This window comes from Janibacter zhangyanbonis, assembly GCF_050507325.1.
Lineage (GTDB): Bacteria > Actinomycetota > Actinomycetes > Actinomycetales > Dermatophilaceae > Janibacter.
This window is the reverse complement of sequence record NZ_CP191481.1, coordinates 1067120-1089536: the sequence shown is the minus strand read 5'-3', so window position 1 is coordinate 1089536 and position 22417 is coordinate 1067120. Positions and strand designations below refer to the sequence as shown.

At 72.4% G+C, this 22417-nt stretch carries 22 protein-coding genes and 2 tRNA genes; 7 read left to right on the top strand and 17 right to left on the bottom strand.

The features are described from left to right. Positions 1–24 precede the first annotated feature (24 nt). From rsmD to ACQBJO_RS05370, 3 genes are all read right to left on the bottom strand, one after another. A complete protein-coding gene (gene rsmD / locus ACQBJO_RS05380; protein ID WP_421006888.1) occupies positions 25–600 on the bottom strand; it encodes a 16S rRNA (guanine(966)-N(2))-methyltransferase RsmD in 576 nt (191 codons plus the stop codon). A gap of 64 nt (positions 601–664) precedes the next feature. Then, positions 665–2881: an ATP-dependent DNA helicase RecG gene (locus ACQBJO_RS05375; protein ID WP_421006889.1), complete on the bottom strand. Its 2217-nt coding sequence runs from the start codon at positions 2879–2881 to the stop codon at positions 665–667. After that, a complete protein-coding gene (locus ACQBJO_RS05370; protein WP_421006890.1) occupies positions 2881–4557 on the bottom strand; it encodes a DAK2 domain-containing protein in 1677 nt (558 codons plus the stop codon). Before ACQBJO_RS05370 ends, ACQBJO_RS05375 begins: the two co-directional genes overlap by 1 nt. Positions 4558–4748: 191 nt before the next feature. Here ACQBJO_RS05370 and rpmB point away from each other — a divergent pair, with 191 nt between their 5' ends. Beyond that, positions 4749–4943, top strand: coding sequence for a 50S ribosomal protein L28 (gene rpmB / locus ACQBJO_RS05365; protein WP_255185729.1), 195 nt, complete (start codon positions 4749–4751; stop codon positions 4941–4943). 80 nt (positions 4944–5023) lie between these two features. Here rpmB and thiL read toward each other — a convergent pair whose 3' ends face one another. Further along, entirely contained in the window at positions 5024–6043 is a 1020-nt protein-coding gene (gene thiL, locus ACQBJO_RS05360; RefSeq protein ID WP_421006891.1) for a thiamine-phosphate kinase, read from the bottom strand. A gap of 55 nt (positions 6044–6098) precedes the next feature. Here thiL and ACQBJO_RS05355 point away from each other — a divergent pair, with 55 nt between their 5' ends. Continuing rightward, complete coding sequence (locus tag ACQBJO_RS05355) at positions 6099–6557, top strand: DUF3515 family protein (RefSeq protein WP_255185727.1); 459 nt, start codon at positions 6099–6101, stop codon at positions 6555–6557. A gap of 71 nt (positions 6558–6628) precedes the next feature. Here the strand turns inward: ACQBJO_RS05355 and ACQBJO_RS05350 are convergent, their stop codons facing one another. Then, the gene (locus ACQBJO_RS05350; RefSeq protein WP_421006892.1) at positions 6629–7756 is read right to left on the bottom strand and encodes a D-alanine--D-alanine ligase family protein; all 1128 of its coding nucleotides are present in this window, start codon (positions 7754–7756) and stop codon (positions 6629–6631) included. A 31-nt stretch (positions 7757–7787) separates the two neighbouring features. Between ACQBJO_RS05350 and ACQBJO_RS05345 the strand changes: the two genes are divergently transcribed. Then, complete coding sequence (locus ACQBJO_RS05345; protein ID WP_421006893.1) at positions 7788–8885, top strand: trans-sulfuration enzyme family protein; 1098 nt, start codon at positions 7788–7790, stop codon at positions 8883–8885. Positions 8886–9179: 294 nt separating this feature from the next. On the opposite strand, the gene ACQBJO_RS05340 is transcribed toward ACQBJO_RS05345, so the two are convergent. Both ACQBJO_RS05340 and ACQBJO_RS05335 read right to left on the bottom strand, forming a co-directional pair. After that, positions 9180–10175 carry an NAD(P)H-dependent glycerol-3-phosphate dehydrogenase gene (locus ACQBJO_RS05340; RefSeq protein ID WP_421006894.1) on the bottom strand — a complete coding sequence of 332 codons (996 nt, stop codon included), beginning with the start codon at positions 10173–10175 and terminating at the stop codon, positions 9180–9182. Then, the gene (locus ACQBJO_RS05335) at positions 10172–10927 is read right to left on the bottom strand and encodes a lysophospholipid acyltransferase family protein (protein WP_255185723.1); all 756 of its coding nucleotides are present in this window, start codon (positions 10925–10927) and stop codon (positions 10172–10174) included. Before ACQBJO_RS05335 ends, ACQBJO_RS05340 begins: the two co-directional genes overlap by 4 nt. A 56-nt stretch (positions 10928–10983) precedes the next feature. Between ACQBJO_RS05335 and ACQBJO_RS05330 the strand changes: the two genes are divergently transcribed. Next, positions 10984–11193 (top strand): hypothetical protein, encoded by a 210-nt coding sequence (locus ACQBJO_RS05330; protein ID WP_421006895.1) that lies wholly within the window; start codon positions 10984–10986, stop codon positions 11191–11193. Between the two features lie 76 nt (positions 11194–11269). Here ACQBJO_RS05330 and ACQBJO_RS05325 read toward each other — a convergent pair whose 3' ends face one another. The 3 genes from ACQBJO_RS05325 to leuC all read right to left on the bottom strand — a co-directional run bounded on the left by ACQBJO_RS05325 (position 11270) and on the right by leuC (position 14429). Next, the gene (locus ACQBJO_RS05325) at positions 11270–12085 is read right to left on the bottom strand and encodes an HU family DNA-binding protein (protein ID WP_421006896.1); all 816 of its coding nucleotides are present in this window, start codon (positions 12083–12085) and stop codon (positions 11270–11272) included. Between the two features lie 316 nt (positions 12086–12401). Beyond that, on the bottom strand, positions 12402–12995 hold the full coding sequence (gene leuD / locus ACQBJO_RS05320) for a 3-isopropylmalate dehydratase small subunit (RefSeq protein WP_255185720.1): 594 nt from the start codon (positions 12993–12995) through the stop codon (positions 12402–12404). A 3-nt stretch (positions 12996–12998) separates the two neighbouring features. Continuing rightward, positions 12999–14429 carry a 3-isopropylmalate dehydratase large subunit gene (leuC, locus tag ACQBJO_RS05315; protein ID WP_255185719.1) on the bottom strand — a complete coding sequence of 477 codons (1431 nt, stop codon included), beginning with the start codon at positions 14427–14429 and terminating at the stop codon, positions 12999–13001. Positions 14430–14550: 121 nt separating this feature from the next. Here leuC and ACQBJO_RS05310 point away from each other — a divergent pair, with 121 nt between their 5' ends. Continuing rightward, on the top strand, positions 14551–15300 hold the full coding sequence (locus ACQBJO_RS05310; RefSeq protein ID WP_255185718.1) for an IclR family transcriptional regulator: 750 nt from the start codon (positions 14551–14553) through the stop codon (positions 15298–15300). A gap of 176 nt (positions 15301–15476) precedes the next feature. Here the strand turns inward: ACQBJO_RS05310 and ACQBJO_RS05305 are convergent, their stop codons facing one another. The 7 genes from ACQBJO_RS05305 to ACQBJO_RS05275 form a co-directional block, all read right to left on the bottom strand. Beyond that, complete coding sequence (locus tag ACQBJO_RS05305; protein WP_430407154.1) at positions 15477–16043, bottom strand: hypothetical protein; 567 nt, start codon at positions 16041–16043, stop codon at positions 15477–15479. A 153-nt stretch (positions 16044–16196) separates the two neighbouring features. Beyond that, positions 16197–16269, bottom strand: a tRNA-Glu gene (locus tag ACQBJO_RS05300). A 99-nt stretch (positions 16270–16368) separates the two neighbouring features. Next, a tRNA-Gln gene (locus ACQBJO_RS05295) sits at positions 16369–16440 on the bottom strand. Between the two features lie 94 nt (positions 16441–16534). Further along, on the bottom strand, positions 16535–18097 hold the full coding sequence (gene gltX, locus ACQBJO_RS05290) for a glutamate--tRNA ligase (protein ID WP_421006898.1): 1563 nt from the start codon (positions 18095–18097) through the stop codon (positions 16535–16537). Between the two features lie 74 nt (positions 18098–18171). Next, the gene (locus tag ACQBJO_RS05285) at positions 18172–19446 is read right to left on the bottom strand and encodes an Mbeg1-like protein (RefSeq protein WP_421006899.1); all 1275 of its coding nucleotides are present in this window, start codon (positions 19444–19446) and stop codon (positions 18172–18174) included. A 107-nt stretch (positions 19447–19553) separates the two neighbouring features. Beyond that, complete coding sequence (locus tag ACQBJO_RS05280) at positions 19554–19889, bottom strand: YnfA family protein (protein WP_421006900.1); 336 nt, start codon at positions 19887–19889, stop codon at positions 19554–19556. A 12-nt stretch (positions 19890–19901) separates the two neighbouring features. Further along, entirely contained in the window at positions 19902–20678 is a 777-nt protein-coding gene (locus ACQBJO_RS05275) for a fumarylacetoacetate hydrolase family protein (RefSeq protein WP_421006901.1), read from the bottom strand. 34 nt (positions 20679–20712) lie between these two features. Between ACQBJO_RS05275 and ACQBJO_RS05270 the strand changes: the two genes are divergently transcribed. Next, entirely contained in the window at positions 20713–21579 is an 867-nt protein-coding gene (locus tag ACQBJO_RS05270) for a 3-methyladenine DNA glycosylase (protein ID WP_421006902.1), read from the top strand. A gap of 25 nt (positions 21580–21604) precedes the next feature. Continuing rightward, positions 21605–22417 carry a DUF1353 domain-containing protein gene (locus ACQBJO_RS05265; RefSeq protein ID WP_421006903.1) on the top strand — a complete coding sequence of 271 codons (813 nt, stop codon included), beginning with the start codon at positions 21605–21607 and terminating at the stop codon, positions 22415–22417.

Here is a 22417-nt window from a genome sequence, read left to right as displayed (position 1 = left end):
GTCCCGCGGCGGGATGCGGGGCGCTCAGATCTGGTAGTCGGGGGCGACCCGGGTCGCGAACCACAGGGTCGTCTCACCGTAGGACTTCGACCCCTCGGCGACGATCCCGTCGGGCCAGGACGGCTCCGGCGAGCGCGACGAGCGCTCGATGACGATGACCGGCTCCTGCGCGAGCCACTGGTGCGCGAGCAGCATCTCGAGGACCGCGCCGAGGGACTCCTCGGTGACGTCGTAGGGCGGGTCGGCGAGGACGAGGTCGTACATCAGCGAGGCCGGCCGGTCGAGCGCCTGCTCGACGGAGCAGGACTGCAACCGCGCACCGGCGACGCCGAGGTCGGAGATGTTGGCGCGGATCGTCGCGGACGCCCCGCGGTCGGACTCGACGAGCAGCACGCTCGCGGCGCCGCGGCTGGCGGCCTCGAGGCCGAGGGCCCCGGAGCCGGCGTAGAGGTCCATCACGTGCGCCCCGTCGATGACGTCACGCGCCTCGAGCGAGGAAAACAGGGCCTCGCGCACGCGGTCGGTCGTGGGCCGGGTGCCATCGCCCGTGGGCGTGCGCAGCCGTCGGCCGCCCGCCTCTCCGCTGATGATCCGAGTCACGCCACCATGATGCGCCATGCCCGGTCGCGGCGACCAACCGGCGCTCGGGACGAAGGGGGTCGAGTCACCCCTTGTCGAGGAAGGCGGCCTCCTCCGCGCCGGCCCAGTCGTCGACGCGGGCGCGCAGGTGCGGGTGGTCGGCGAGCTCGGGGTCGTCCGCGAGGAGGGCCTGCGCGTCCTCGCGGGCCTCCTCGATGATCGCCTCGTCGCGCACGACCGACAGGTGGCGCAGGTGGTTGCGCGTGCCGTGCTGCGCGCGGCCGAGGACGTCGCCCTCGTGCCGCTGCTCGAGGTCAAGGCGCGCCAGCTCGAAGCCGTCGGTGCTCCCGGCGACCGAGGTGAGCCGCTCCCCCGCCGTCTCGCTCTCGGTGGCGGTGAGGAGCAGGCACACCCCGGGGTGACCACCGCGGCCGACGCGGCCGCGCAGCTGGTGCAGCTGCGAGACGCCGAAGCGGTCGGCGTCGAGGATGACCATCGCCGAGGCATTGGGCACGTCGACGCCGACCTCGATGACCGTCGTCGAGACGAGCACGTCGATCTGGCCGGCGGTGAAGCGGGCCATGACCGCGTCCTTGTCGTCGGGCGACATCCGGCCGTGGAGCATCTCCAGGCGCAGCCCGGACAGGGCCGGGTGCTCGGCCAGCGTGGCGATGACCTCCTCGACCGCCGCGAGCGGCCGCTCGGGCCGTTCCTGCTCCTCGACGCGCTCGCCGTCGGCCTCGTCGTCGACCGGCTCGTCGGGGGCGACGAGGTCGACCCCGTCGAGGTCGTCGGGGGCGTCGCCGCCGATTCGCGGGCAGACGACATAGGCCTGCCGGCCCGCGGCGACCTCCTCGGCGACCCGCTGCCAGGTGCGGTCGACCCACCCGGGCTTGAGCACCGGGACGACGTGGGTGGTGATCGGCTGCCGGCCGCGGGGCAGCTCACGCAGCGTCGAGGTCTCCATGTCGCCGAAGACGGTCATCGCGACCGTGCGCGGGATCGGGGTCGCGGTCATGACGAGCAGGTGCGGCGGGGTGCGGCCCTTGGCCCGGAGGGCGTCACGCTGCTCGACCCCGAAGCGGTGCTGCTCGTCGACGACGACGAGCGCGAGGTCGGCGAAGGTCACCTTGTCCTCGAGCAGGGCGTGGGTGCCGATGACGATGCCGGCGTCGCCCGAGGCGATCTCGAGCAGCGCCTCGCGGCGTCGGGCGGCCGACATCGACCCGGTGAGCAGGGTGACGCGGGTGGCGTGCTCGGCGCCGCCGAGCATGCCGGCCTCGGCGAGGTCGCCGAGCATCCCGCGGATCGACGCGACGTGTTGGGCGGCGAGGACCTCGGTCGGGGCGAGCAGGGCCGCCTGCCCCCCGGAGTCGACGGCGGCGAGCATCGCCCGCAGCGCGACGATCGTCTTGCCGGAGCCGACCTCTCCCTGGAGCAGCCGGTGCATCGGCGTCGGGCGGGCCATCTCGCCGAGGATCTCGCGGCTGACCTCCTGCTGGCCGGCCGTCAGCTCGAAGGGCAGGCGGGCGTCGAAGTCGCTGAGCAGCCCACCCTCGCGCGGGCTGCGGCTCGTCGTCGCGACGGCCGCGGCCTCGATGCGGCGCTGCCCGAGCAGGCACTGCAGGACGAGGGCCTCCTCGTAGCGCAGGTGGCGGCGGGCCGCATCGACGTCGGCGTGGTCGCGAGGTGCGTGCAGGGCACGAAGGGCGCCGCCCCGGTCGAGCAGCCCGCGGCGGCTGCGCAGGGACTGCGGGACGGTGTCGACGACGCCGTCGAGCTGGCCGAGGACGAGCCGCACGCAGCGGGTGATCGTCCACGGGTGCACGCCGGGCACGTGGCGGTAGATCGGGATGAGGCCGGTGTGGTCGGCATCGCCGAGCTCGCCGAGGGCGGCGGCTTCCTCGAGGGTGGCGTAGCCCGGGTGGGCGAGCTGGGTCTCCCCGCGGAACTGCGAGACCGTCCCGGCGAAGAGCAGCTCGCGCCCGGCGACGAGCTTGTGCTCGTGGCCGCGGGCGTCGAAGAAGGTCACCCGCATCCGCGAGCGCCCGTCGGTGATCGTCGCCTCGAGCATCCGGCCGCGGCGCTTGGCCATCGGGCGGGTGCGCGCCGACTCGACCCGCGCGACGGCGACGAGGAAGTCGCCGACCCGGGGGTTGCCGAGGTCGACGTCGGCCGTGCGGTAGCGGCGCGGGGCGAAGGCGAGCAGGTCACCGACGGTCTCGATGTCGCGGTGCTTCGCGAGCTTGCTCGCCGCCTGCCCGCCGAGCAGGCCCTTGAGCCGGGTCTCCTCGGTCGCCACTACTCGGCCCCGAGGAGCAGCAGGTAGTGCGGCTGCCCGCCCTCGACGACCTGGACCTCGATGCCCTCGCGGCGCTCCTCGATCCACTCGACGAGGCGGTCGACGAGCCCGTCGGGCGCGTCAGCACCGACGACGAGGGTGACCAGCTCGGTGCCCGGGCCGACGATGCCCCCGAGCACCTCGCGAGCCACCTCGTCGAGGTCGGACCCGACGATCGTGATGTCGCCGTCGACGACGCCGAGCACGTCCTCGACGGCACACATGCCTCCGCTCGTCAGACCCGCCTTGACCGCGATGGTCAGCGCGCCGTGACGGGTGGCCGCCGCGGCATGGGTCATCGCGAGGACGTTGTGGTGCGTCGGCAGCGTCGGGTCGTGGACCGCGAGGGCGGCCAGCCCCTGCACCGCGGTCGTCGAGCCGATGACGTGCACCCGCCGTCCCTCCTGCTCGGCGGCGTGGGCTGCCGCGTCAGCCGCCATGCGGGTGTCGCGGTCGTTGGGCAGGAGGATGACCTCCTGCGTACCCGCGGTGCGCACGGCGGCGACGATCTCGCCGGCCGAGGCGCGGTGGCCTGGGCCCGAGGCGACGGCGACCGCGCCGGCCTCCTCGACGACGCGCGCGATGCCCGGCCCGGCGGCGCAGGCGACGATCGAGACCCCCAGCCGGGGCGCTCGGTCGACGGTCTCGAGGAGGGTCACCGCCACCCGCTGGGGAGTCGCGTGGGCCAGGCCGGCCTCGAGCGCCGCGCCGATGTCGTCGGTGTGCACGTGCACGTTGGTCACGTCCCAGGCGGTCGAGACGACGACGCTGTCGCCGATCTCGTCGAGGCGGCGGCGCAGCTCGGCGACCCCCTCCTCGGGCATGTCGTGGACGAGGTACATCACCTCGTAGGCCGGCCCGTCGTACCCGGCGCGAGCGGCGCCGTGGGAGCCCGCCGTCGCGGTGGTGGGCGTCGACCAGTCGGGCCGGCGCTCCAGCGAGGGGTTGAGCGTGAAGTCGTCGACCGCGTAGCGCGAGGGTGCGCTCTGCTCGTGGACGACCTGGTCGAGGGCCTCGACGAAGAGCAGGTAGCCGGCCGCCCCGGCGTCGACCACCCCGGCGTCGGCGAGGACCTGGAGCTGCTCGGGCGTGCGGGCGAGGGCCGCGCGCGCCGCGTCGACGGCGGCACGGGTGACGTCGCCGAGCCGGCCTCCGGATGCGATGACCCGCTCGACCTCGTCGGCGGTGGCGTCGGCCACGGACAGGATCGTGCCCTCCTGCGGGCGCACGACGCTCTCGCGGGCCCGACGCGCACCCTGCCGCACCGCCCGGCCGACCGCGGCGACGTCGACCTCGTCGAGCTCCTCCGAGGAGACGACCTCGCTCACCCCCCGCACGAGCTGACTGAGGATGACCCCGGAGTTGCCCCGCGCCGACAGCAGCGCCGAGCGGGAGAGCACCGCGGCCTCCAGGGAGAGCGGGGCCGTGCCGACCACGCCCATGGCCTCCTGCTCGCGCATCGCGCCGGCGAGGGCCTCGTCGAGGGTGAGGTACATGTTGGTGCCCGTGTCACCGTCGGGCACGGGGTAGACGTTGAGCGCATCGATCTCGGCCCGGCGCGCAGCGAGGGCCGCGCGGGTCATGACGACCCACCGGCGGACAGAGTCGGTGTCGAGGACCTCCAGCACGTCGGTCACGTTAGTGGAGAGGTGCGTCAGGGCGGGCCGGTGCGGCACGATGTGGTGGCCCTCGGGCCGCCTGCCGACACCGTTTTGGCTCCGCGGTCCCACCTCGGCTACTCTGTACCGGTTGCCCGGTGACGGGTCCCCCCTTCGTGGTGGACAGCCCGGGCGCGACACTCACTGACTGACGAACACAGGAGATACCCGTGGCTGCCAACTGCGACGTCTGCGGCAAGGGACCGTCCTTCGGACACTCCATCTCGCACTCGCACCGCCGCACCAAGCGTCGCTGGAACCCGAACATCCAGCGCGTTCGGGCCAAGGTGGGCGACGCCGGGGTGACCCCGAAGCGTCTCAATGTCTGCACCTCGTGCCTCAAGGCCGGCAAGGTCCAGCGCTGACCCGAGGCTGACGACATCGCCGCCGCTCCCCTTCGGGGGGACGGCGGCTTTTTCGTGCCCTCCCCCGGACGAAGGGGGTCTCACGCCCGGAAGTGGTCCCAGCCGGTGACGGCGGGCGCGGTGCCGTCGACGAGGACCGTCGGCTCGCCGGCGGCGCAGGCGCCGAGGACCTGCCAGCCCGCAGGCACGTCGCCGGGGGCGAAGGTCGCGACGAGCGAGTGCTCCTCTCCCCCGGACAGCACCTGGCGCAGTGCCTCGTCGGCGCCGAGGGCTTCGGTGAGCGGGCCGGCGGCGTGCTCGGCCAGCGCCTCGCCCGACAGCTCGACGCGCAGCCCGCTGGCCCGGGCGACCCGGCCGAGGTCACGCACGAGCCCGTCGGAGAGGTCGATCATCGAGGTCGCCCCGGCGTCGGCTGCGACCGGCCCCTGCTCCCACGGGGGGCGTCCGGCGGTGCGGTGGGCCAGGCACAGCTCGTGGGCCGCCCGCCGCGTGGCGTCCGCGCCGGCGCCCGGGTCGCCGTCGTCGTGGGTGCGGCCGTGACCGGACAGGAGCAGCTGCAGGCCGCCGCCCGAGCGACCGAGCGTCCCGCAGACGGCGACGACATCGCCGGGGCGAGCACCGTCGCGGCGCACCGCGGCGCGGCCGCCCAGGTCGCCGATGGCCGTGATGGCGACGAGGACGCTGCCCTCCCCCGCCGACGACAGGTCGCCGCCGAGGACCGGGGCACCCGCCTCGCGGGCGGCCGCGGCGATGCCCTCCGCCAGGCCCACCGCCCAGTCGACCTCGGTCCTGGGGTCGGCGGCGAGGGCGACGAGCAGACCGGTGGGCGTGGCGCCCATCGCGGCGATGTCCGCGACGTTCTGCACCACGGCCTTGTGCCCGACCTCCTGCGGCGAGGACCACGTGTCGAGCCAGTCGCGCCCGCGCACCATCGTGTCGGTCGTGAGCACGACGGCACCGGACGGTGCGGTGAGGACGGCCGCGTCGTCGCCCGGGCCGAGGACGACCTCGGCGGGTCCCCCCTTCGCCGTGTCGTAGACCGGGAAGAGGCGCCGCAGCAGCTCCCCCTCCGACAGGTCGGACAGGCGGGTCGGGTGCATCGGTCACGCTCCATCGAGGCGAAGGGGGTCAGCACCGCACGGTAGCCTCCCCGCCGTGCCCTTCACCCGCCGACCTCGTGCCGCCCTCGCCCTCGGCTGCGCGTTGCCGCTGCTGCTCGCGGGCTGCGGTGGTGCCGTGGAGGTGGCCGTGCCCGATGCGGCGGACAGTCCACCGTGCGTCGCGGCCGCCGAGCACTGGCCCTCGACCCTGAGCGAGCTGGAGCCCCGCGAGACCGACCCGAGCGACCCCGGGGTGCGCGCCTGGGGTGACCCGGCGGTCGTCGCGCGCTGCGGGATGCCCGCGCTGGGACCGACCGAGGAGCAGTGCGTCGTCGTCGACGACATCGGCTGGGTCGCGGAGGAGCTCGGCGACGGCACGCGCCTGACGACCTATGGGCGCGACCCGGCGATCGAGGTCATCGTGCCCGAGGCGCACGGACCGGGGCCGCTGCTGCTGCCGGCCTTCACGCAGGCGGTCGAGGAGCTGCCGACCAACGGGCGCGAGTGCTCCTGAGCCCATGGCCCACTCCCCTTCGCCCTGCCCCAACTCTGCAAGACCCTAGGGTCCTGCAGGGTTGGACGGGGTCAGCGCAGGCCGACGGGGCGCTCGAGGGCGAGCTGGATGAGCTCGTCGACGAGCTCGGGGTAGGCGATGCCGCTCGCGTCCCACATGCGCGGGTACATCGAGTGCGGGGTGAAGCCGGGCATCGTGTTGATCTCGTTGATGACCACGGCACCGCCCTCGGTGACGAAGCAGTCGACCCGGGCCAGGCCCTCGCAGGCCAGCGACTCGAAGGCCGCGGCCGCCAGGTGGCGCACCTCGTCGATCGCGGCCTGCGGCAGGTCCGCCGGGCAGGACAGCACGACCGAGGCCTCGTCGAGGTACTTGGCCTCGAAGTCGTAGAAGTCGTGGCCGTGGCCGGACTCGACGACGATCTCGCCGGGCATCGATGTGCGGGGGGCGTCGAGACCGCGTCCCTGGAGGACGGCGCACTCGATCTCGCGGCCGACGATGCCGGACTCGACGATGACCTTGAGGTCGTGCTCGCGGGCGGCCTCGATGGCGGCCTCGAGCCCGTCGGGGGTGTCGACCTTGGACACGCCCATGGACGAGCCGGCCCGGCAGGGCTTGACGAAGACGGGGAAGGTCAGCGCGTTGACGGCGTCCATCGCGGCGGCCTTGTCCCGGCGCCACTGGGCGTCGGTGATGACCGTGTAGGGCCCAACGGGCAGGCCGGCGCCGGCGAAGACGACCTTCATGTAGTGCTTGTCCATGCCGGCCGCGGAGGCGAGGACGCCCGAGCCGACGTAGCGGATGTCGGCGAGCTCGAGCATGCCCTGCAGGGTGCCGTCCTCGCCGTAGGGGCCGTGGAGCAGCGGGAAGACGACGTCGACCTCGCCGAGGGCCTCGAGCGCCTGCCCCGCTCGGTGCACCGTGAGGGTGGCGTCGCCGACGCGGGTCGGCAGGATGACCTCGGTGCCGGTCTCGGTGACCTCGGGCGTTTGCCCCGGCGTGAGCGCCAGCGCATCGGGGTCGTCGGCGGCGAGCACCCACGACCCGTCGGTCGTGATCCCGACGGGGACGACGTCGTAGGCGTCACGGTCGATCGCGCGCAGCACGCCCGCGGCCGTGGCGCAGGAGACGGCGTGCTCGGAGGAGCGACCGCCGAAGACGACGGCGACGCGGGGCTTGCGGCTGGACTGGCTGCTCATCGGGGAGAGACTAACCTCTAGCCTCGCCCTCATGGAGCACGACGACGCCGCACAGGCCCTCTCCCCCCGCACCAAGGTGGTCGCCCTCGGGCGCCCCGAGCGCACCCCGGGTGCGGCGCTCAACCCGCCCGTGACCTTCACCTCGACCTACATCCAGGACGGGCCGGTCAACTACGCGCGGGCCGGCAACCCGACGTGGACTCCCTTCGAGGAGGCGGTCGGCGAGCTCGAAGGGGGTGACGCGCTCCTCTTCTCGTCCGGCATGGCCGCGGTGCAGGCCGCGCTCTCGCTCGTGCCGACCGGCGGCACCGTCGTCGCGCCGGCTGCCGCCTACAACGGCGTCGTCGTCACGCTCACCGAGGCGGCTCGCGACGGTCGGCTCGAGGTCCGGTGGGTCGACGTCACCGACACCGCGGCGACGACCGCGGCCCTGGCCGGCGCCGACCTGCTGTGGCTCGAGTCGCCGTCCAACCCGCTGCTCGAGGTCGCCGACATCGCCGCCCTCACCGACGCCGCGCACGCGGCGGGGGCGCTCGTCGTCGTCGACAACACCTTCGCCACCCCGCTGCTGCAGCGCCCGCTCGAGGACGGCGTCGACGTCGTCGTGCACTCCGCTACGAAGTACCTCTCCGGCCACTCCGACGTCATCCTCGGCCTGACCGTCACCCCCGGCACCGACGCGGGCCGGGAGCTGCACGCCCGCCTCGCCCGCCACCGCACCCTCGGTGGGGCGATCGCCGGACCCATGGAGGCGTGGCTCGCGCTGCGCGGGCTGCGCACGCTCTCCCTTCGTCTGGAGCGGGCGTGCGCCAACGCCGCCGACCTCGCCGAACGCCTGGCCACCCACCCGCGCATCTCCCGCGTGCGCTACCCCGGCTGGGGCGCGATCGTCTCCGTCGAGGTCGCCGGCGACGGTGATGGCGCCGCCGAGGCCGAGGCCATGACCGCCGGCACCCGCATCTGGTCGCCCTCGACGAGCCTCGGTGGTGTCGAGTCGCAGCTCGAGCGCCGCCGCCGCCAGCCCGGCGAGCCCGACGCCGTCCCCGACAACCTCGTCCGCCTGTCCGTCGGTGTCGAGGACGTCGACGACCTCTGGGCCGACCTGCAGCAGGCCCTCGACCGGATCTGAGCACGGCCCTTCGCTCGGGTAGAGGTAAAAACGACCGGATAGCCGGTCGCCATCACCTCCACCGGGCCAGCTGAGGGACCGGCCCTTCGAGACGGCCGCGGACGGCCTCCTCAGGGACCGGGGAGGAGCGCAGGCGCAGGACGAAGGGGGATGACCGCGCACATCAAGCCGAAGTCAGGCACGACGACGCGACGTGCGGGGAGACGAAGGACTTCGGCGGGCGCGGTCGTCCCCCTTCGTCCGGAGCGGGCCCTTCGAGACGCTTGCTGCGCAAGCTCCTCAGGGACCGGGGGGCTACTCGGTCTCGTGCTTGCGGGCGCGGGCGAGCAGGACGTCGACCATGTCGGCGGGGGCGAAGCCCTCGTGGACGACGCGGTTGACCATCTCGGTGATCGGCACGTCGACGCCGTGGGCGCGGGCGAGGTCGAGGATCGAGGCGCAGGACTTCACGCCCTCGGCGGTCTGCTTCGTCTGCTCGGTGACCTCGGCGACCGACAGGCCCTCGCCGAGCTTGACGCCGAAGGAGTGGTTGCGCGACAGCGGCGACATGCACGTCGCGATGAGGTCGCCGACACCGGCGAGGCCGGCCATCGTCCGCGGGTCGGCGCCCAGTGCCATCGCCAGGCGGGTCGTCTCGGCGAGCCCGCGGGTGATGAGCGTGGCCTTGGTGTTGTCGCCGAAGCCGAGGCCGGCGGCCATGCCGACGGCGAGGGCGATGACGTTCTTCACCGCGCCACCGAGCTCGGCGCCGACGACGTCCTGGCTCGTGTAGGGGCGGAAGTAGCTCGTCGAGCAGGCCGCAGCGACCCGGTCGGCGGCGGAGACGTCGGGGCAGGCGACGACCGTGGCGGCGGGCTGCCGCTGGACGATCTCGCGGGCGAGGTTGGGCCCGCTCACGACGCCGATCCGGTCGGCCGGGACCCCGGCGACCTCGTGGATGACCTCACTCATCCGCTTCGTCGTGCCGAGCTCGATGCCCTTCATCAGGGACACGACGATCTTGTCGCCGAGCAGCGGCGCCCACTCGGTGAGGTTGGTGCGCAGCGACTGCGACGGCACCGACAGGATGACGATCTCGGCGCCCTCGGTGACCTCGGCGGGGTCGGTGGAGGCGCTGATCCCGCCCGGTAGCTGCACGCCCGGCAGGTAGTCGTCGTTGACCCCGCGGTTGAGCTGCTCGACGAGCTCGGGGCGTCGGCCCCAGACCCGCACGTCGTTGCCGCCGTCGGCGAGGATCGAGGCGAAGGCGGTGCCCCAGCTGCCGGCTCCGAAGACTGCGATGTGGCTCACGACTGCTCTCCTGATCGGTAGTCGCCCGTGACACGCATGCCATGGGCCTTTGGGTCGAAGCGCTCGGCCGGTGCACGCTCACCGCGCATGGTCTCGAGCTCGGTGGTGATGGCCTGCATGATCCGGTCGGTGGCCGCGGTGACGGCCGCTCCCTTCGCCGGCTGTGCCCGCAGGTCGTCGAGGTCGACGGGCGGACCGAAGCGCACCTGCATGCGCACCCGGTGGCGCGACAGGCGAGGGCGCTTGGCGTAGCGGGGCAGCAGGTCCTGCGGCCCCCACTGGGCGACGGGGATGACCGGCGCACCGGACTGCAGGGCCAGGCGCGCTGCGCCGGTCTTGCCCCGCATGGGCCACAGGTCGGGGTCGCGGGTGAGCGAACCCTCCGGGTAGATGACGACGCACTCCCCCGCATCGAGCGCCCGCACGGCGTGGACGAGTGCGGTGCCGGCCGACGTCGTCTCGCGGTCGACGCGCACCTGCTTGGCGTGGCGCAGGACCCACCCGACGACGGGGGTGTCGAAGAGCGTGCTCTTGGCCAGGTAGACGGGGCTGTAGCCGCGGTTGTAGAGCACGTGCGCCCACGGGAAGGGGTCGACGTGGGAGACGTGGTTGGGCGTGATGATGAAGCCGCCCTGCTCGGGCACGTGCTCCAGACCGCTCACCTCGTAGCGGGCGACGAGGCGCATCGCCCCGCGCAGCAGCCCGGCAGCCACCCGGTACATCACGGGCGTGTGCGTGCGGTGGACGACCATGTCACCTCTTCTTGCTCTCGGCCTTGCACACCCTAGGCCACGGATACGCTCGACCTGTGCAAGCCACGGTCTTCTCCCACAGCCCGGACGACGGCACCGTCGTCGTCACCGACGAGGGTGTGCGCCTCGAGGCGACGCCCGAGGTCTTCGCCGAGAGCTCGCTGCGCTTCGTGCGCCCCGGGCAGCGGGTGAGCATCATCGTCGCCGACGGCGTGGTCACCCGTCTGTGGATCGTCGGCATCGGCAACGGCGAGACGATCGCCTGACGAGACGGTGCGAGCAGCGCCGACATGACGAGGGCCGACGACCACGTGGTCGTCGGCCCTCGTCGTGCTCCTCGGGTCAGCTGCCGCTGCCGGCCGAGGACGCGGTCTTCTTCGCCGGAGTGGCCTTCTTGGCCGTGGTCTTGGCCGCCGAGGTCTTCTTGGCCGGGGTGGCCTTCTTCGTGGTCGTCTTGGCCGCCGACGTCTTCTTCGCGGGCGTGGCCTTCTTGGCCGTGGTCTTGGCCGCCGAGGTCTTCTTGGCGGGCGTGGCCTTCTTGGCCGTGGTCTTGGCCGCCGACGTCTTCTTGGCGGGCGTGGCCTTCTTCGTCGTGGTCTTGGCCGCCGACGTCTTCTTCGCCGGAGTCGCCTTCTTCGTCGTCGTCTTGGCCGCCGACGTCTTCTTCGCCGGAGTCGCCTTCTTGGCCGTCGACTTCTTCGCGGCGGAGGTCTTCGTCGCCGTCTTCTTGGCCGGGGTCGAGCTCGCGGCGGACTTCTTCGTGCGACGCCCGGGCAGCGCACCCTCGGCGATCGACAGGGCGGTGCCACCGGCGGCGACGGCCGCACCGGTCACCGTGCCGGCGGCAGCACGCGCAGCTGCGGGTGCGGCCTTGGGCAGCGAGCGCGGGTCGGCGACATAGCCCTTGAAGCTCGTGCCGGCCTTGAAGCGGGGGACGCTGGTCTTCTTGATCTTGACGACCTCACCGGTGCGCGGGTTGCGGCCGGTGCGCGCGGCGCGGGCCGCCTTCTCGAAGGTGCCGAAGCCGGTGATGGCGACGCGGCCGCCCTTGGCGACCTCACGGACGATCGTGTCGAGCACGACCTCGAGTGCTTCCTGGGCGGCCTTGCGGCTGCCGAGCCTTTCCTCGAGAGCCTTGACGAGTTCTGCCTTGTTCACGGTCACTCCCGTAGCGGTGCGGCGCCGGTCGTCCCCCGGCTGGGAAGGCCGAGCCGTACACCCGACCTGTTCCGACGGTATTGGGGTCACGACCTCCGGTGGGTCATTTGGACGTCGCCTTTTCTTGCCGCACAAGCGCATTCGCACCCTGCCCGCTCCGCGGGGCGAGGGGCTCCCCCTTCGTCCGGCAGCGGGGCGTCCTGCGGCACAACGGGATTGGGACGAGCGCGCCCGTCACGACCGTCATGGCACGGAGACGACATGACGAAGGGGGTGCCGCGGCACCCCCTTCGTCATCGTGGCGACGACACGCCGGTCAGGCAGGCGTCGTCGTCGGCTTCCAGCTCGGCCGGGTCGCCTCGAAGTCGGTGATGTCCTGCTCGTGGCGCAGGGTCAGGCCGATGTCGTCGAGGCCTTCGAGCAGACGCCAGCGCGTGTAGTCGTCGACGTGGAAGGCGCAGACGATGTCACCGGCGGTGACGGTCCGTGCGGTGAGGTCGACGGTGATCTCGGCACCCGGGGTGTTCTCGAGGTACTTCCACAGCAGCTCGACGTCGTCCTGGCTCACCTGCGCGGCGAGCAGCCCCTGCTTGCTCGAGTTACCGCGGAAGATGTCGGCGAAGCGCGAGGAGATGACGACGCGGAAGCCGTAGTCCTTGAGCGCCCACACGGCGTGCTCGCGGGAGGAGCCGGTGCCGAAGTCCGGGCCGGCGACGAGCACGGAGCCCTCGCGGTAGGCCGGCTGGTTGAGCACGAAGGTCTCGTCATTGCGCCAGGCCGCGAAGAGGCCGTCCTCGAAGCCGGTGCGCGAGACGCGCTTGAGGTAGACCGCCGGGATGATCTGGTCGGTGTCGACGTTGCTGCGGCGCAGCGGGACCCCGGTGCCGGTGTGCGTGGTGAATGCGTCCATGGCTCAGGCTCCTTCGGTGACGAGGTCGGTGGCGGGCAGGGCGTCGAGGTCGGCCGGGCTCGACAGCGTGCCGCGCACGGCGGTGGCCGCGGCGACGAGCGGGCTGACGAGGTGGGTGCGGCCCCCCTTGCCCTGGCGCCCCTCGAAGTTGCGGTTGCTCGTCGAGGCGGAGCGCTCGCCGGGGGCGAGGGTGTCGGGGTTCATGCCGAGGCACATCGAGCAGCCGGGCAGGCGCCACTCGGCGCCGGCGTCGGTGAAGACCTTGTCCAGGCCCTCCCCTTCGGCCTGCAGCCGCACGCGGGCGGAGCCGGGCACGACGAGCATGCGGACGGACTCGGCGACGTGGCGGCCCTTGATGACCTCGGCCGCGGCGCGCAGGTCTTCGATGCGGCCGTTGGTGCACGAGCCGACGAAGACGGTGTCGACGGCGACCTCGCGCAGCGGGGTGCCGGCGGTCAGGCCCATGTACTCGAGCGCCTTCGCCGCAGCGAAGCGCTCGTTGTCGTCGCCCATGGCCTCGGGGTCGGGCACGGCCTCGCCGAGGGGCGAGCCCTGGCCGGGGTTGGTGCCCCACGTGACGAAGGGGGTGAGCGTCGAGGCGTCGATGTCGACCTCGGCGTCGAAGACGGCGTCGTCGTCGGTGCGCAGCTCGCGCCAGGCCTCGACGGCGGCGTCCCAGTCGGCGCCGGTCGGGGCGTGGTCGCGACCCTTGAGGTACTCGAAGGTCGTCTCGTCGGGGGCGATCATGCCGGCGCGGGCGCCGGCCTCGATCGACATGTTGCACACGGTCATGCGTGCTTCCATCGACAGCGCCTCGATGGCCTCGCCGCGGTACTCGAGCACGTAGCCCTGGCCACCGCCGGTGCCGATCTTGGCGATGACGGCGAGGATGATGTCCTTGGCCGTCACGCCCGGCTGCAGCTGGCCGGTGACGTTGATCGCCATGGTCTTGAAGGGGTTGAGCGAGAGCGTCTGCGTGGCGAGCACGTGCTCGACCTCGCTCGTGCCGATGCCGAAGGCGAGCGCGCCGAAGGCACCGTGGGTGCTCGTGTGGCTGTCGCCGCAGACGACGGTCGTGCCCGGCTGGGTCAGACCCAGCTGGGGGCCGACGACGTGGACGATGCCCTGCTCGGCGTCACCCATGGGATAGATCTGCACGCCGAACTCCGCGCAGTTGTCCCGCAGCGTCTCGACCTGGATCTTGCTCACCGGGTCGGTGATCGGGCCCGGCGTCGTCGGGACGTTGTGGTCCTCGGTCGCGAGGGTGAGGTCGGGGCGGCGGACCGGTCGGCCGGCGAGGCGCAGACCCTCGAAGGCCTGCGGGCTCGTCACCTCGTGCAGGAGGTGCAGGTCGATGTAGAGGAGGTCGGGCTCCCCGTCGTTGCGTCGGACGACATGTGCGTCCCAGACCTTCTCGGCCAGCGTTCCAGCCATCTCTCTCTTCCCATCCCGGCGGTGGTTGTCACGGCCTGTGGGCCGTGTCCCACATCGAGATTCGCACGTCACCGGCCCCCCGGACCTTGCGTCTCACGACATGAGATGTCAGTATCACTCCATGGACAACGGTAGCGGAGTTGGCGTTCTGGACAAGGCAGCCGTCGTGCTGGGCGCTCTCGAGGCGGGTCCCTCGACCCTCGCCCAGCTCGTGGCGGCGACGGGACTGGCACGCCCCACGGCACATCGACTGGCGGTCGCGCTCGAGCACCACCGGCTCGTCGGACGCGACATGCAGGGGCGCTTCGTCCTCGGCCCACGCCTCGGCGAGCTCGCCGCCTCGGCCGGCGAGGACAAGCTCCTCGTCGCGGCCGGCCCGGTGCTCGGTGCCCTGCGTGACCACACCAACGAGTCGGCCCAGCTCTTCCGCCGGCAAGGCGAGCACCGCGTCTGCGTCTCGGCCGCCGAGCGCCCCGTCGGCCTGCGCGACTCGATCCCCGTCGGCGCGACCCTGTCGATGCACGCCGGCTCCGCGGCCCAGGTGCTGCTCGCCTGGGAGGAGCCCGACCGGCTGCACCGTGGCCTGCAGGAGGCGGCCTTCACCGCGACGATGCTCTCGGCGGTGCGCCGCCGCGGGTGGGCGCAGAGCGTCGGCGAGCGCGAGGCGGGCGTTGCCTCGGTCTCGGCACCTGTCCGCTCCCCCTCCGGCCGGGTCATCGCGGCCGTGTCGATCTCGGGCCCGATCGAGCGCCTCTCCCGCCAGCCCGGTCGCCTGCACGCCGCGACCGTCATCGCCGGCGCCAACAAGCTGACCGAGGTCCTGGAGAAGCACGCCAGGGCGGCCGAGGCCGCCGACCGCGACACCGAGTGACGAGAGGTCGCGACGGGACCACAGGGCGAAGGGGGGCGCTCCCCCTTCGCCCTGCCTGTCGTCGTCATGCGCACCTGTCGTCGTTGACGCCACTTGGCTGACCGGAGAAGGGCCACCGGGCGACGACAACGACGCCAGGCTCGGCGTGCGGTCAGCTCAGCCTGGGCCTTCGGGCGTCACCTGTCGCGTGACGCCAGCCCTCGAGCTGCTGCGGCCACGATCGCGACGACCACTGCAGCCGGCAGCAGGAAGGTGGCCACGTCGACCATCGCCTGATCGTCGCCGTCCATGCGCGCGAGGTCGCGTCGGACACTCCACGCCGAGTAGGCGATGTAGGTCGGCAACGCTGCCGCAGCGAGTACCCCGATGGGTCCGTCGACTCGGATCAGGCGGCGGATCGTCGCCAAGCCCGCGGAGGCACCCACCGACGCGACGCTCCAGAAGATGCCCTCGATGATGACCGCAGCAGGCGTGGGGCCAGTGTCGTCGACGGTGCGGGCGATCATCATCGCGTCAGCGATGACGTAGACGATCACGGCGGGCAGGAGCAGGGTCATGGACCGCGCGAACGCCTCACGCCACGTGCGCCCGGCCCAGCACGCGGCAAAGCCTGCGATCAGCCAACCCCACGCAACACCCACGAGCTTCGCCAGCCAGAACGACCCCGGCACCAGCCCGAAGTTCGCCGCGACGTTGACCGCCCCGAGCGCAACGCCCGAGGCAACGAGCAGGGCCCGCCCCACCCAGGTGGCGCCGCGACCAGCTTCTTGACCCATCCTCGACATCCCCTTCGCCCACGCTCACAACCCTGCAAGACCCTAGGGTCCTGCAGGGTTTGGGAGAGGCCGGACACGACGAAGGCCCCCGCTCTGACGAGCGGGGGCCTTCGTCCGATGTAGCCCCGACGGGATTCGAACCCGCGCTACCGCCTTGAGAGGGCGGCGTGCTAGGCCACTACACAACGGGGCCATATGTGCTTCCCGGGCCGGCGGACCGGCTGGGCAACGGAGAGAACCTTAACCCCGAAGGGGGCTCTTTCCGAAATCGAGCGGCGGACCGCTCTCAGCGCTGGGGTACCAGGACTCGAACCTAGAACAACTGAACCAGAATCAGCCGTGTTGCCAATTACACCATACCCCAAGGGGGTATCACCGACCCTTTGGACCGAAGTCCGCGCGGCCTGTGAACCGAGAGACGATGCTACCCGTCGATCGGCGACTCCCCAAATCGCGGCTCAGGCCAGCGAGGAGCGCAGCGAGCGCAGCCGCTCGAGCGTCGACGCCTGGCCCAGGATCTCCATCGACTCGAAAAGCGGCGGGCTGATCCGCGCCCCCGAGACGGCGGTGCGCAGCGGCCCGAAGGCGAAGCGCGGCTTGATGCCCAGACCGTCGACGATGACCTCGCGCAGCGTCGCCTCGATCCGCTCGGCGTGCCACTCGTTGCCGTCGCGGCTCTCCTGCGACAGGACACCGGCCGGCACCTGCAGCGCCTCGAGCGCGGTGATCGCCGCGTCGAGGACCTCGGCAGCGTTGTCCTTCAGGCCCGCTCGCGCGTCCTCGTCGATCTGCAGGTCGGCGTCGGCGGTGTAGAAGGGCCGCACGAGAGCACTCGCCTCGGTGAGCAGCGCGATGCGCGTCTGGATGAGCTCGGCGACGGACTTCAGCCGGGCGAGCTCGCCCAGCGAGGGGTTGTCGCCGAGGACGCCGTCGGCCTGCAGGTAGGGCAGCAGGCGCGAGGTGAAGTCGCCGAGCTCGAGGTCGCGGATCCACGCGCCGTTGAGCCACTCGAGCTTCTTCAGGTCGAAGATCGGCCCGACGGTGTTGACCTTGCTCCAGGCGAAGTCGCGGCTGAACTCCTCGAAGGTGAACTTCTCGACGTCCTGGCCGTCCTCCCCCTTCGCCGGCGGGTAGGCCAGCAGGCCGAGGAAGTTGACGACGGCCTCGGGCAGGTAACCCTGCTCCTGGAACCACGTGAGGCGCGCCTCGGGGTTCTTGCGCTTGGAGATCTTCGACTTGTTGGTGTTGCGCAGCAGCGGCATGTGCGCGAACTTCGGCGGCTCGAGGCCGAGCCACTGGTAGAGCAGCACGTGCTTGGGCGTCGAGGAGATCCACTCCTCGCCGCGCACGACGTGGGTGATGCCCATCTCGTGGTCGTCGACGACGACGGCCATGTGATAGGTCGGGAAGCCGTCGGCCTTGAGGATGACCTGGTCGTCGGGGCGCGGCGCGGAGACGGTGCCGCGGATGACGTCCTCGAAGGTCGTCGGGGCGTCGTCGGGCACGAGCATGCGCACGACCGGCGTCTCGTTGAAGCCCTCGAGCTCGGCGCGCTCCTCACGCGTCTTGCCCAGGCACATGCGGTCGTAGCCGGTGGGCAGCTTGAGCTTCTGCTGCTTCTCTCGCATCGCCGTCAGGCGCTCGGTGGAGCACCAGCAGTAGTAGGCGTGGCCGTCCTCGACGAGCTTGTCGACGTAGGGCCGGTAGGTCTCCAGCCGCTCGCTCTGCCGGTAGGGCGCGTAGGGGCCGCCGACGTCGGGGCCCTCGTCCCAGCGCAGGCCGAGCCAGCCGAGGGTGTCGTAGAGCTGCTGCTCGCTCGTCGCGTTGAAGCGGGCCCGGTCGGTGTCCTCGATGCGCAGGACGAACTGCCCGCCCTGCTGCCGCGCGAAGGCGAGGTTGAACAGGGCCATGTAGGCGGTGCCGACGTGCGGGTCGCCGGTCGGCGACGGCGCGACGCGCAGGCGAGGGGCGGTGGCCTCGGTCGGTGCGGGGGCGGTGGAGGGTGCAGAGGAGTCGCTCATGATGGCCCGATCGTATCGCCGTCACCGCGCCCCATCCCCGTCTGCACGCAACCATGACGAAGGGGGGTCCGGCGTCAGTCGGGGTAGCGCTCCGCGAGCGCCTCCTCCATCGGGTCCCAGTGGTGGCCCCACACCCCCGTGCCGATGTCGGCACCGGTCTGCGCACCCTCGGCGATGTCGCGCGCGGTGTCGAAGGGGTTGAGGTCGAAGCCGGAGGTGACGGCGCCGACCACGGAGCCGATGATCGCGCCCGTCCGCGCGGCGGCGTCGCCTCGCTCGCTCTGGGGCGTCTCCAGGACGATCTGCGTGCCGGGGGCGTCGGGCAGGAGGCCGGCGAGCGGCCCGCTCTGCTGCTGGGTCGTGAGGATGTCGGTCGAGGTGCTGTAGGCCCGGATCTGCCCCTCGCTCGTCTCGGCCATGACGGACGCGCCGGTCGACCCGTCGGCGCGCAGCGCGGCGGCGGCCTCGGCGGTGTGCTCGTGGACTCCCGCCGCGTCGAAGGTGACCGCCGGCTGGCCGGTCGCCATCGCCGCCGCGGCGGCGAGCCCACCGCCGAGCGAGTGCCCGGTGAAGGTGACCTCGCCCCCGGTCGCCGCGTTGACCTGCGCGGCCAGCTCCATGGCCTGCGTGTACTGGCGAGCCGGCAGCCCGGCACCCTGCAGGCCGTTGTCCACCCAGTCGGACAGCTCGTCGGCGTCGCTGCCACGGAAGGCGAGGACGTAGCCGCCGTCGGGCGTGCGGTAGAGACTCGACTGGAGGCCCGAGGAGTCGTCGTTGAACTGCGCCGGGTCGAGCCCCAGGGCGCGGATCTCGTCCTCGGTCGGCATCGTGTAGCCCGGCGGCAGGTCGGGCTGCCCGTCGTGCATGAGCGGGTCGTCGTAGAGTGCGTTGTCGCTCCCGTAGACGTGGTGGGCCAGGGACCACAGGTCACGATCGACCCGCTGCCCCTCGGTGCCGCGCACGTCGTCGTCGAAGCTCGAGCCGCCCGGTGCCGGTTGGGACGGCGGCGCCTGCGGCCCGGGAGCGGACGGCCCGGGAGACGTCGGCGCACCGGCATGGCCACCCGCTCCCCCGCCGACCTGGGCGCTCGTCTCACCCTGCTCGTCCGCCTGCGCGGTGAGCTGCCGCGCGGCGGTGGCCAGCCGCGCCGCGCACTCCTCGACCTGGCGCTGGGCGAGGCGCCACTCCCGGTCGAAGTCCTCGAGGTCGGGGCCCTCCCACGCACCCCGCAGCACGACGAGTCGGCCACTCGCCTCCGTGCCCACGCGGGTCATCCGTGTCGACTGGTCGTCGAGCTGGGCTGCGATGTCACGCAGTCGATCGGCATCGGCGCCGTGGGTCAGGGTCATCAGGGTCTCCCGCCGTGGATGACCCGACGCTAGCGACGAGGTGACAAGGTGCACATGGGGAGCACTCCCCTTCGAGGCCCCCTGCGTCGACGTGGAGCGAAGGGAGGTCAGGCGGAGCGTGGCGCGTACATGATCAGGGCGACGCCGGCGAGGCAGACGAGGGCACCAGCGACGTCCCACCGGTCGGGGCGGAACCCGTCGACGACCATGCCCCAGAGCAGGGACCCGGCGACGAAGACCCCGCCGTACGCGGCGAGGATCCGCCCGAAGCTCGCATCCGGCTGGAGGGTCGCCACCGCGCCGTAGAGGCCGAGTGCGATGACACCGGCGCCGACCCACAGCCAGCCGCGGTGCTCACGCAGACCCTGCCACACGAGCCAGGCGCCGCCGATCTCGAGCAGCGCGGCGAGGACGAAGAGCGGGACCGACCGGGCGACGTCCACGTCAGCTTCGCGTCACTCGGAGGCGACGAAGGGGTTGGACAGAGTCCCGATCGCGTCGATGTCGATCTCGACCCGCTGCCCGGGGTCGACGAGGCCGACGCCCGCCGGGGTGCCGGTGAGGATGACGTCGCCGGGCAGGAGGGTGAAGGACTTCGACGCGTGGCTGATGAGGGCCGCGACACCGTGGACCATGTCGGAGCTGTGGCCGTCCTGGGCCACCTCGCCGTCGAGGCGGGTGACGATCGAGACGTCCTGCGGGTCGAGGTCGGTCTCGATCCACGGACCGAGCGGGCAGAAGGTGTCCATCCCCTTGGCGCGGGCCCACTGGCCGTCGCCCTTCTGCAGGTCGCGCGCGGTGACGTCGTTGGCGATCGTGTAGCCGAAGATGACCTTCTTGGCCTCCTCCGGCTCGATGTCCTTGCACATCCGGCCGATGATCACCGCGAGCTCGCCCTCGAAGCTGACCTTGGACGTCAGCTCCGTCGGGATGACGACCGGGTCGCCGGGACCGACGACCGCGGTGTTGGGCACGAGGAACATCATCGGCTCGGCCGGGACCTCGTTGCCCATCTCGGCGGCGTGGTCGGCGTAGTTGCGCCCGATGCCGATGATCTTGCTGCGGGGGATGACGGGTGCGAGCAGCCGCACCTCGTCGACGGTCGTCGTGCGACCGGTCAGCTCGATCCGCTGGTAGAGCGGGTCGCCGGTCACCTCGGCGATCTTCTTGCCGTCTGCGTCGACGAGCCCGTAGACGGGGTCGTCACCTTCGGTGTATCTCGCGATGCGCACGGCACCACCCTAGTGACCGCCTAGCCTTGCCCCGATGACGACCCTGACCCGCGAGGAGTGGACCGCCAGTGCGCGCGCCCACGAGCAGGCGGTCGACGAGCTGACGGCCGGCCACCGTGAGCGCCGGTCACGGGGTGAGCGTCACGCCGTCGAGGACTTCCTCTTCGAGTACTACGCACATCGTCCGGCGCACCTGCGCCGGTGGCACCCGGGCCCCGGCGTGACCCTGCTCGACGCCGGCGAGGACTTCGCCGGCCGGTCCGGTTACACGGTGGACGCGGACGGCAGCGCCCGGCTCGACGTCGACGACTTCGTCGGGCGAAGGGGGCGGACCGTCACCTTCGTCCGGGACCTGCTCACGGCGACCCTGTCGCGACCCGGCACCCACGACTGCTTCGGCCTGCACGAGTGGGCGATGGTCTACCGCCTCCAGCCCGGCGAGCAGCGGCACGAGCGGCTCCCCCTTCGCCTGGGGCAGGAGGCGACGGACGCCGTCGTCGACGGGCACCGGATCCGGTGCAGCCACTTCGACGCCTACCGCTTCTTCACGCCAGAGGCCTTGGGGCACAACACCCTTCGCCCGACCCGCGAGGAGCAGGTCGAGCACGAGCAGCCCGCCTGCCTGCACGCGGGCATGGACACCTACAAGTGGGCCTTCAAGCTCGCGCCGGCGGTGCCGTCGGAGGTGACCCTCGACGCCTTCCGGCACGCGCTGCGGGTGCGGCGCCTCGACATGCAGGCCTCGCCCTACGACGTCTCGGGGCTCGGGCTGGACCCGGTCGCCATCGAGACGCCGGAGGGCAAGGCCGAGTACGTCGCCCGCCAGCGCGAGCTCATGGTGACGTCCAACTCCCTTCGTCGTCGGATCGTCGAGGTCTGCGACCGACTGCTCCCCCGCTGACACCGCGCGCTGCCACGCTGGGGTCATGGACCGGCCGCTGGAGACCCAGGCGAGACGCTTCTACGACGGTGGGCCGCCCGACGGGCAGCCCGACCCCACGTCGCCGCCGCTCATCGTCCTCGAGCGCACGCTCGACATGTCGGTCGAGGAGTTCCGCATGGGGCGACGGCTGGGCTACCGCGACCGTGAGCTGGGGCAGCTGCTCGTGCCCGTCGACCCGACGACCTTCACGACCGACCTGACCTCGGTGCCGTCGGTCTTCCTCTGGCTCGTGCCGCGCACAGGCCGACACCTGCCCGCGGCCCTGCTGCACGACGGACTGGTGCGCGGTTCCTTCGTGGCGGCGCCGGGCGTGCGGATCGACCGCGAGCGCGCCGACCTCGTCTTCCGGGCGGCCATGGCGGACACCGGGACCGGACTGATCCGGCGGTGGCTGATGTGGACCGCGGTGACCCTCGGGACGATCTTCCAGGACCGCAGCGGGACGTGGTCGGCGGGCGAGCGGCTGCGCCGGCAGGTCACGGCCGTGGTGACCCTGGGGCTCGTCGCCGTGCTGGGGGTGCTGGCCACGCTCGACCTCTTCGACGTCGCGGTGCCGCTCGTCGGCGGCGTGCCGTGGATGGGCGAGCGGGCCTGGTGGGTCGAGCTGCTCACCGGTGCCGCCGGCGCCGTCGTCGTCCCCGTGCTGATCGGCCTCACGTGGGGGCGGCTGCGGGCCGCGGGCATCATCGCCGGCGTCGCCCTGGCCCTGCTGCTCCACGTGACGGCGGCCGTCGCCCTGCTCACCGGCGTCTACCAGGTCGCCGAACGCCTCGTCACCCGCGCGACGACCCCCTGA

Coding starts and splice junctions, on each gene's coding strand:
- thiL (WP_421006891.1), bottom strand. CDS start 6,043: ATGCACCCGACCCGCCTGTCCGACCTGTCGGAGGGGGAGCTGCTGCGG.
- ACQBJO_RS05350 (WP_421006892.1), bottom strand. CDS start 7,756: ATGAGCAGCCAGTCCAGCCGCAAGCCCCGCGTCGCCGTCGTCTTCGGC.
- ACQBJO_RS05345 (WP_421006893.1), top strand. CDS start 7,788: ATGGAGCACGACGACGCCGCACAGGCCCTCTCCCCCCGCACCAAGGTG.
- ACQBJO_RS05335 (WP_255185723.1), bottom strand. CDS start 10,927: ATGGTCGTCCACCGCACGCACACGCCCGTGATGTACCGGGTGGCTGCC.
- leuD (WP_255185720.1), bottom strand. CDS start 12,995: ATGGACGCATTCACCACGCACACCGGCACCGGGGTCCCGCTGCGCCGC.
- leuC (WP_255185719.1), bottom strand. CDS start 14,429: ATGGCTGGAACGCTGGCCGAGAAGGTCTGGGACGCACATGTCGTCCGA.
- ACQBJO_RS05310 (WP_255185718.1), top strand. CDS start 14,551: ATGGACAACGGTAGCGGAGTTGGCGTTCTGGACAAGGCAGCCGTCGTG.
- gltX (WP_421006898.1), bottom strand. CDS start 18,097: ATGAGCGACTCCTCTGCACCCTCCACCGCCCCCGCACCGACCGAGGCC.
- ACQBJO_RS05285 (WP_421006899.1), bottom strand. CDS start 19,446: ATGACCCTGACCCACGGCGCCGATGCCGATCGACTGCGTGACATCGCA.
- ACQBJO_RS05270 (WP_421006902.1), top strand. CDS start 20,713: ATGACGACCCTGACCCGCGAGGAGTGGACCGCCAGTGCGCGCGCCCAC.
- ACQBJO_RS05265 (WP_421006903.1), top strand. CDS start 21,605: ATGGACCGGCCGCTGGAGACCCAGGCGAGACGCTTCTACGACGGTGGG.